We start from the raw sequence: 5,822 nt of genomic DNA on the forward strand, positions 1-5,822 counted from the left end.
GCTACGCGGGACTGCGTCCCGATCTCGCCCAAGTGGGCCCACCACTTGGGCTCGTCGCGCCTTGCACTCGACGCAAAGTCCTCGGTGATCATCCGCGCCCCCTCATGAAATATCCGGGCTAGGGGGCCACTCGCGTGTGCTGAACTGCGCTCAGTCGTGCAGGGTAAAGCCGACCTTCACGGTGACCTGCCAATGCGCGATCTTGCCGTTTTCGATATGGCCGCGGGTCTCGATCACTTCGAACCAGCGCATGTCCTGCACCGTCTTGGCGGCCTTGGCCAGGGCGTTCTCGACCGCGGCTTCGATGCCGCTGGGGGATGATCCGGTCAGTTCGATCAGCTTGTAGACATGGTTGCTCATGACTCGCTCCGGCGCTGTTGAGTGCGACCCACCGTAGCGCTCGGGTGGGCTGACTACAAGCCGGCTGTGCAAACGCCCGTGTTCACCCGGGCTTGGGTTTTCATATACTGCCAGCCCGATCCGTTCCGCCCGCGTATGCAACTCACTCCCAAACTCCCGTGCCCACACTGCGACAAGCCGGTTTCGCTGGTTGACGCCCATTTTCGAGTGCCGCGATTCAGTCGCTGCTGGTGGCAATTCGGTGATGAAACGTCGCGCTATCGTTGCAAGTCTTGCCAGGGCATTTCGAGAGTGCAGATCAGCCACCTCGGCTTTGTGGCATTTGCTGCTGTGATTGTGTCTGCATGGCTTGCTGGATGGCAGTTCGGCTTGAACAAGCAGTTGGTTCTGGGAACGGCGGCCATTGCGATGTTCGTCGTCGCCAGCCATACCAAGACGTTGGTCAAGGGATGATCTGATGCCGTTGTTCTCAATTGTTGTGGTCCACTATCAGGGCGTAAACTCGCACGAAACCTTTCTTCGCGGAATTCGTTCCCTGCAAGCGCAAACATGCCAGGACTACGAAATTCTCTGCTATCACGACGGTCCGCTACTCGATAGTGGCGTCGCGTTTCCTTTGCCGATCACCTGCACCGAACGTCGTTACGGTGATTGGGGGCACTCACTTCGCGATCGCGGGATCCGTGAAGCGAAGGGCGACTACATCGTCCATTTCAACGCGGACAACCTGCTGTACCCAGAAGCGCTGGCGGAGATTGCCAAGGAAATCCAGCGCGCGCCACGAGTGATTGATCGCGCCAGCGGCCGTGGAGCGGACAGCAACGACATCATCATCTTTCCGATCAAGATGTGGGGGCTGGTGAAGTTTCGCCAGCACACCGTGCAGTTCAAGGCGCCGCATCAAGATTTCTATCTGATCCTCAACGGCGTGCCTCCGGTGCTGCAGAATATCGACTGCATGCAGCTGGTAATGAAGCGCGAACTATGGCTGAAAGAGGGCGGCTGGCACGACAAGCGAGAAGTCAGCGATGGTTTGATGTACCAGTCTTTCTGCCAGCGCTACGGGTATCGCCATGTCGGGCCGGTGCTGGGAGAGCACTTCTAGTCGCGACAGTTCATGCTCTGCGCCCCGCGGCCGCGCAGGCTCGTTGGGGCAACAAAGCTGGTGTGGTTTGGCGATGCAGTCGAAATGCGCTCAGCCAAACGCCGCGTTATGAAACACATCCTGCACGTCATCGAGTTCCTGCAGCCACTCGATCAGATCCTGCAGCGTTTCCGCGGTTTCGCCGCTGACCGCGCTGCGGTTGGCAGGGCGCATGGCGACTTCAGCGCTGTCGACCGGCAGGGCGGCGCTGCGCAGGGCCTGTTCGACGGCATCAACGGCTTCCGGCGGGCATAACACCACGATTGCGCCGTCTTCGCTGAATACGTCTTCGGCGCCGGCGTCCAGCGCGGCTTCCATTACCTTGTCCTCATCGGCGGCATCGGCGGATACCAGTACCTGGCCGGTCTTGGCAAACTGGAACGCCACCGAGCCTGAGGTGCCCAGATTGCCGCCGTGCTTGGACAGCGCGTGGCGCACTTCGGCCACGGTGCGCACCGGGTTGTCGGTCAGGGTGTCGATGATCATGGCGACGCCGCCCGGCCCATAGCCTTCGTAGCGAATTTCCTGCAGATCGGCGCCGCCATCGGCGCCAGAGCCGCGGCGGATGGCCTTTTCGATCTTGTCTTTCGGCATATTGGCGGCCAAGGCCTTGTCCACGGCGCTGCGCAGCTTGGCATTGCCGGCTGGGTCGGCGCCGTTACGGGCGGCCAGGGTGATGTCGCGAATCAGTTTGGTGAAGACCTTGGCGCGCTTGGCGTCCTCCGCGTTCTTGCGGCCTTCAATGCTGGGGCCTCTGCCCATAAGTCACCTTTTCTATCGAATCAGACCCCGATGCAGCGGGGTGGGGCGCGCATTGTCCTGCTTTCTGCGGCAGGGCTCCAGTGGTGGAAGGCGTTCGGACAGTTGCGACGACTGCTTTCTAGCCTGCCTTCGTGCCGCGCCGAAGGCGCTGGGCTACTCTGGCGCCTGCCGCTGGGCGTAGAGTGTGCACGTGAAGTCGGGACCTTGGGGCGGCCGCGTATGAATGCGTCGTTGTGGGTGATTGCAACCTGGGTGACCTTGTTTGCGACCAGCGCGGCTGCGCAGATGAGTGGCGCAAGGTCGCCGGGGTTGAAGGGGGCGGTCGCTCAATCCGATCAGGTCGGGTTCCGGCCGATTGGCGGGCCACCGGGCGGCTTCGTTTGGGAGATTGATTTCAATCCGCTGGATCCGTCGATGGTGGTGGCGACAACCCTGACAGGACCGGCCTATCTGTCGCAGGACCGTGGGCGGAGCTGGCGAAGACTGGAAACCATGGAAGGGCGAAGCCGCGGCTATGCGGTTGCGCCGTTGATGCGGGGTGTTGGCTTCGATCCGCTCGACGCGGATGTGATTTACCGCGGAACCCAGATCGGGCTGGATGTGTCGATTGATCGCGGTGTTACGTGGATTGCCGTGCCAGGGGTGTCGGAAAGAATCGGTGAGATTTCGGTCGCGCCGACCCAGCCCAGAACGATTATTGCGGTGTCTGATCTCGCGCCGACTCGGATACTTAGAAGCGTTGATGGCGGCCAAACGTGGATCGACGTCAAGCCTGACGCGATGGGAATGGTCGCCTCCTCATGCGAGGTGTCTAGCGTATCCCTCGGGTTGACCGTGTGCCCGGATATCGGCGGACAGGTCTTTGTCAGCGAAGACTTTGGAAACAGCTGGGATGGATTCCCGATCGCGAACGGCGTATCGGTTGCGCAACGTGTGGCCCTGCATCCGTCCTCGCCTGATGTCATGTGGGTCACTTCGGACAAGGGCATCCACAAGAGCGTGGATCGGGGGCGCACCTGGGCGCCGTCGCCCCGAGAGTTTTACGGGCCCTTGCACCTGCGGCCTGCGCCGAGCAATCCGCAGCGGCTGTATGGAGGTAGCGGCAGCGCACAGATGAGGCGCTCTGACGATGGCGGATTGAGCTGGCAGGACATCTCGCTTCCAGGCATTGGTCTTGAGGTCCACGCCATGGCAGTGGCGCCTGATGACCAGAATCTGATTCTGGCTGGCAGCGTCGGTCACGGAATTTTGCGCTCGACCGACGGCGGGAGCAGCTGGTCGGCGGTTGAAGGCTTTCATTCCTCCAATCCCGAGACCGTCATCGTCGGTCCGCCGGGTTCTCGTCAGCTGCTCGCTCAAGTAGCCTTTGGCCAGCTTTGGAGAGCACCCCTTGCTGCAACCACGTGGCAAGCCGTTTCGTTGGACTTCCACTCCGGCAGCACGGTGCCCTCACGCCTGGTGGTGACGCGCAACGAACCCTTGCGTGTGTATATGACGAATCTTGGTCTGATGTCGGTCGATGGCGGGCAGACATGGAGCGACACCGACCTCCCTGGCGCTGGCGCCTTTGCCTCGCATACTCGATCTACCGTGCACCTGATGGCAGTTGCAGGCTCGCTGGTGCCAGACGGCATCTATCGGCGCCCCACTGCCAGCAGCAGCTGGACTAGGATCGTTGATGGGCGATACCAAGCGTTGGCGATGGAAAGCAATGACGGCGGCATGCGCGCTGTGGGCATTATTTCGACCGAGATGGGCATGGCCCAAGTGGCACGTTCAGTTGATGACGGGCTGAACTGGGAGGTTGCGTCCATCGCGGAGATCGCGACACCCGCATCCCCGACCGGCATTGCTATCGACCCATTCGATCTTGAGCATGTGCTTATCTGCACCATCAACGGCCTGCATCGTTCGGTCGACGGTGGCGCCAGTTTCAGTCAGGTCGCCGAGCTGCCCGCGACCGAGTGTTATGCGTCGTTCGACCCAGTCAACGTCGGGAAAGTAGTGATTCCTTTCAGCGACGCCCAAGGTAGCGTTGGGGTCTTCGTCAGTGCCGATGCCGGAGTGAACTGGATCCTACTGGATAAGGGGCTTTCCGGAGCGCGATTGAGATCAACACCGTTGTTTGTTGCCGAAACCGGCGATGTGCTGATCGGCGAGCACTTCAGTGGGCTGCTGCGCATGATTGAGCTGCCGGTGTTCGTAGACAGCTTCGAGTGAAGGTAAAGCAAGCTTGCAAGGCGTACGACGCCCTTGTCCGACCAACGGTCTACTCAGTCCCCTTGATGGAACGTCGTGTATTGACTTGCCGTTGCTGATGTCAATGGGATGTGGCGCCTTGCCTCGACTTTGCACTTGCAGGCGATTGGGGTTAGGGTCGACGCTCGCGGCCATAATGTTCAATGATGCTGCAGTGCAGAAAGACGAGTAGGCTGCCTCGTCTGCATTGCCGACGGAGGACTACCAATGAGCAAGTTCAAGACCTCTCGGGCCCTGCTGGTCAGCGGCCTGGCGCTGAGTCTCGGCGCCTGTTCCAATTATGTAAAACGCACTGATTTCGACGCCGCGATGAATGAGCTGCGAGCGCGTGACAGTGCGATCGAAGCCAAGGCCGATGCCAATGCGTCTGCGCTTGCTGCGCTCAGAACCTCGCTGGAGGCGCGACTGAAGCAGCATGAGGCTAAGCTGGCTGAGCTTGCCGGTCGACTGCATGTCGACATGAACGTGCATTTCGCCTACGACAAGGCCGAGGTGCGCGATCAGGACAAGGCGACCTTGGACAAGTTCGCCAAAGTGATTCGCGAGCACCACAGCAATGCCAAGGTGACGGTGGAAGGCTTCACCGATGCCGCGGGCGATGCCGGTTACAACAAGCGGCTGGGCAAGCGTCGCGCCGACGCCGTGCGTGACTATCTGGTGCAGCAGGGGCTGAGCGCCGAACAGGTCGTTGCGGTGAGCTATGGCGAGAGCCGCGAGCGTCAGCAGTCGCCGGGTGCCTGGGGTGACAACGGTCTGGCCAACCGCCGGGTGACCCTGGTGGTGGATGTTCCGCCGGCCACCTGACGGGCCCACAGCAGGCGCCGTTCGTGGCGCAAAAAATCAGGCTGCTGAAATGAGTCTCAGCAGCCTGTTAAGGAAAGTCTGAATAAGTCCATCCTGGACTTACCCAGACGCGCCGAATCCGGCACAGGTCCGGACTCGGCTCACGCTGATCAACAACGTACGTTGTTGATCGCGGCGGTGCATCCGTGCACCGCAGGAATCTCTGAACTTGTTCAGAGATTCCTTAAGTCGCTCCGGTTCAAGGTCTCTGCGGCTTTTCGGAGAAAAACGCGGGGCTCTCCATGAACCGATGTCTCAACGTAGTGATTCGCTTACGTCGCTCTTTACCCCCTCTCCCACAGGGAGAGGGGCTTGCTCTAGCCCGGATATCTCATGAGGTCGCGCCGAAAGATCCGGCAATTCCAAGCGGGGCGAGAGTTTCGACCGATGGTGTTGAGATAACAGAGTGTTCGCGATCTTTCGGCGCTGGCACGGCCCTCATTCGGCCGCTGCG

At 60.7% G+C, this 5,822-nt stretch carries 6 protein-coding genes; 4 read left to right on the plus strand and 2 right to left on the minus strand.

Annotation, left to right across the window (positions count from 1 at the left end; genetic code table 11):
* Positions 1-150: 150 nt before the first annotated feature.
* The gene (locus IFO71_RS21175) at positions 151-360 is read right to left on the minus strand and encodes a dodecin (protein ID WP_192031685.1); all 210 of its coding nucleotides are present in this window, start codon (positions 358-360) and stop codon (positions 151-153) included.
* A 291-nt stretch (positions 361-651) separates the two neighbouring features.
* Between IFO71_RS21175 and IFO71_RS21180 the strand changes: the two genes are divergently transcribed.
* A complete protein-coding gene (locus IFO71_RS21180) occupies positions 652-813 on the plus strand; it encodes a hypothetical protein (RefSeq protein WP_192031686.1) in 162 nt (53 codons plus the stop codon).
* A 4-nt stretch (positions 814-817) separates the two neighbouring features.
* Entirely contained in the window at positions 818-1,465 is a 648-nt protein-coding gene (locus IFO71_RS21185; protein WP_192031687.1) for a glycosyltransferase family 2 protein, read from the plus strand.
* 90 nt (positions 1,466-1,555) lie between these two features.
* On the opposite strand, the gene IFO71_RS21190 is transcribed toward IFO71_RS21185, so the two are convergent.
* Positions 1,556-2,266: a YebC/PmpR family DNA-binding transcriptional regulator gene (locus IFO71_RS21190; protein ID WP_192031688.1), complete on the minus strand. Its 711-nt coding sequence runs from the start codon at positions 2,264-2,266 to the stop codon at positions 1,556-1,558.
* Between the two features lie 219 nt (positions 2,267-2,485).
* Between IFO71_RS21190 and IFO71_RS21195 the strand changes: the two genes are divergently transcribed.
* Both IFO71_RS21195 and IFO71_RS21200 read left to right on the plus strand, forming a co-directional pair.
* Positions 2,486-4,486: a beta propeller repeat protein gene (locus IFO71_RS21195; RefSeq protein ID WP_192031689.1), complete on the plus strand. Its 2,001-nt coding sequence runs from the start codon at positions 2,486-2,488 to the stop codon at positions 4,484-4,486.
* 246 nt (positions 4,487-4,732) lie between these two features.
* A complete protein-coding gene (locus IFO71_RS21200; protein WP_192031690.1) occupies positions 4,733-5,329 on the plus strand; it encodes an OmpA family protein in 597 nt (198 codons plus the stop codon).
* Positions 5,330-5,822 lie beyond the last annotated feature (493 nt).

It is taken from the genome of Pseudomarimonas arenosa, from assembly GCF_014841215.1.
GTDB lineage: Bacteria > Pseudomonadota > Gammaproteobacteria > Xanthomonadales > Xanthomonadaceae > Pseudomarimonas > Pseudomarimonas arenosa.

Coding starts and splice junctions, on each gene's coding strand:
- IFO71_RS21175 (WP_192031685.1), bottom strand. CDS start 360: ATGAGCAACCATGTCTACAAGCTGATCGAACTGACCGGATCATCCCCC.
- IFO71_RS21195 (WP_192031689.1), top strand. CDS start 2,486: ATGAATGCGTCGTTGTGGGTGATTGCAACCTGGGTGACCTTGTTTGCG.
- IFO71_RS21200 (WP_192031690.1), top strand. CDS start 4,733: ATGAGCAAGTTCAAGACCTCTCGGGCCCTGCTGGTCAGCGGCCTGGCG.
- IFO71_RS21185 (WP_192031687.1), top strand. CDS start 818: ATGCCGTTGTTCTCAATTGTTGTGGTCCACTATCAGGGCGTAAACTCG.
- IFO71_RS21190 (WP_192031688.1), bottom strand. CDS start 2,266: ATGGGCAGAGGCCCCAGCATTGAAGGCCGCAAGAACGCGGAGGACGCC.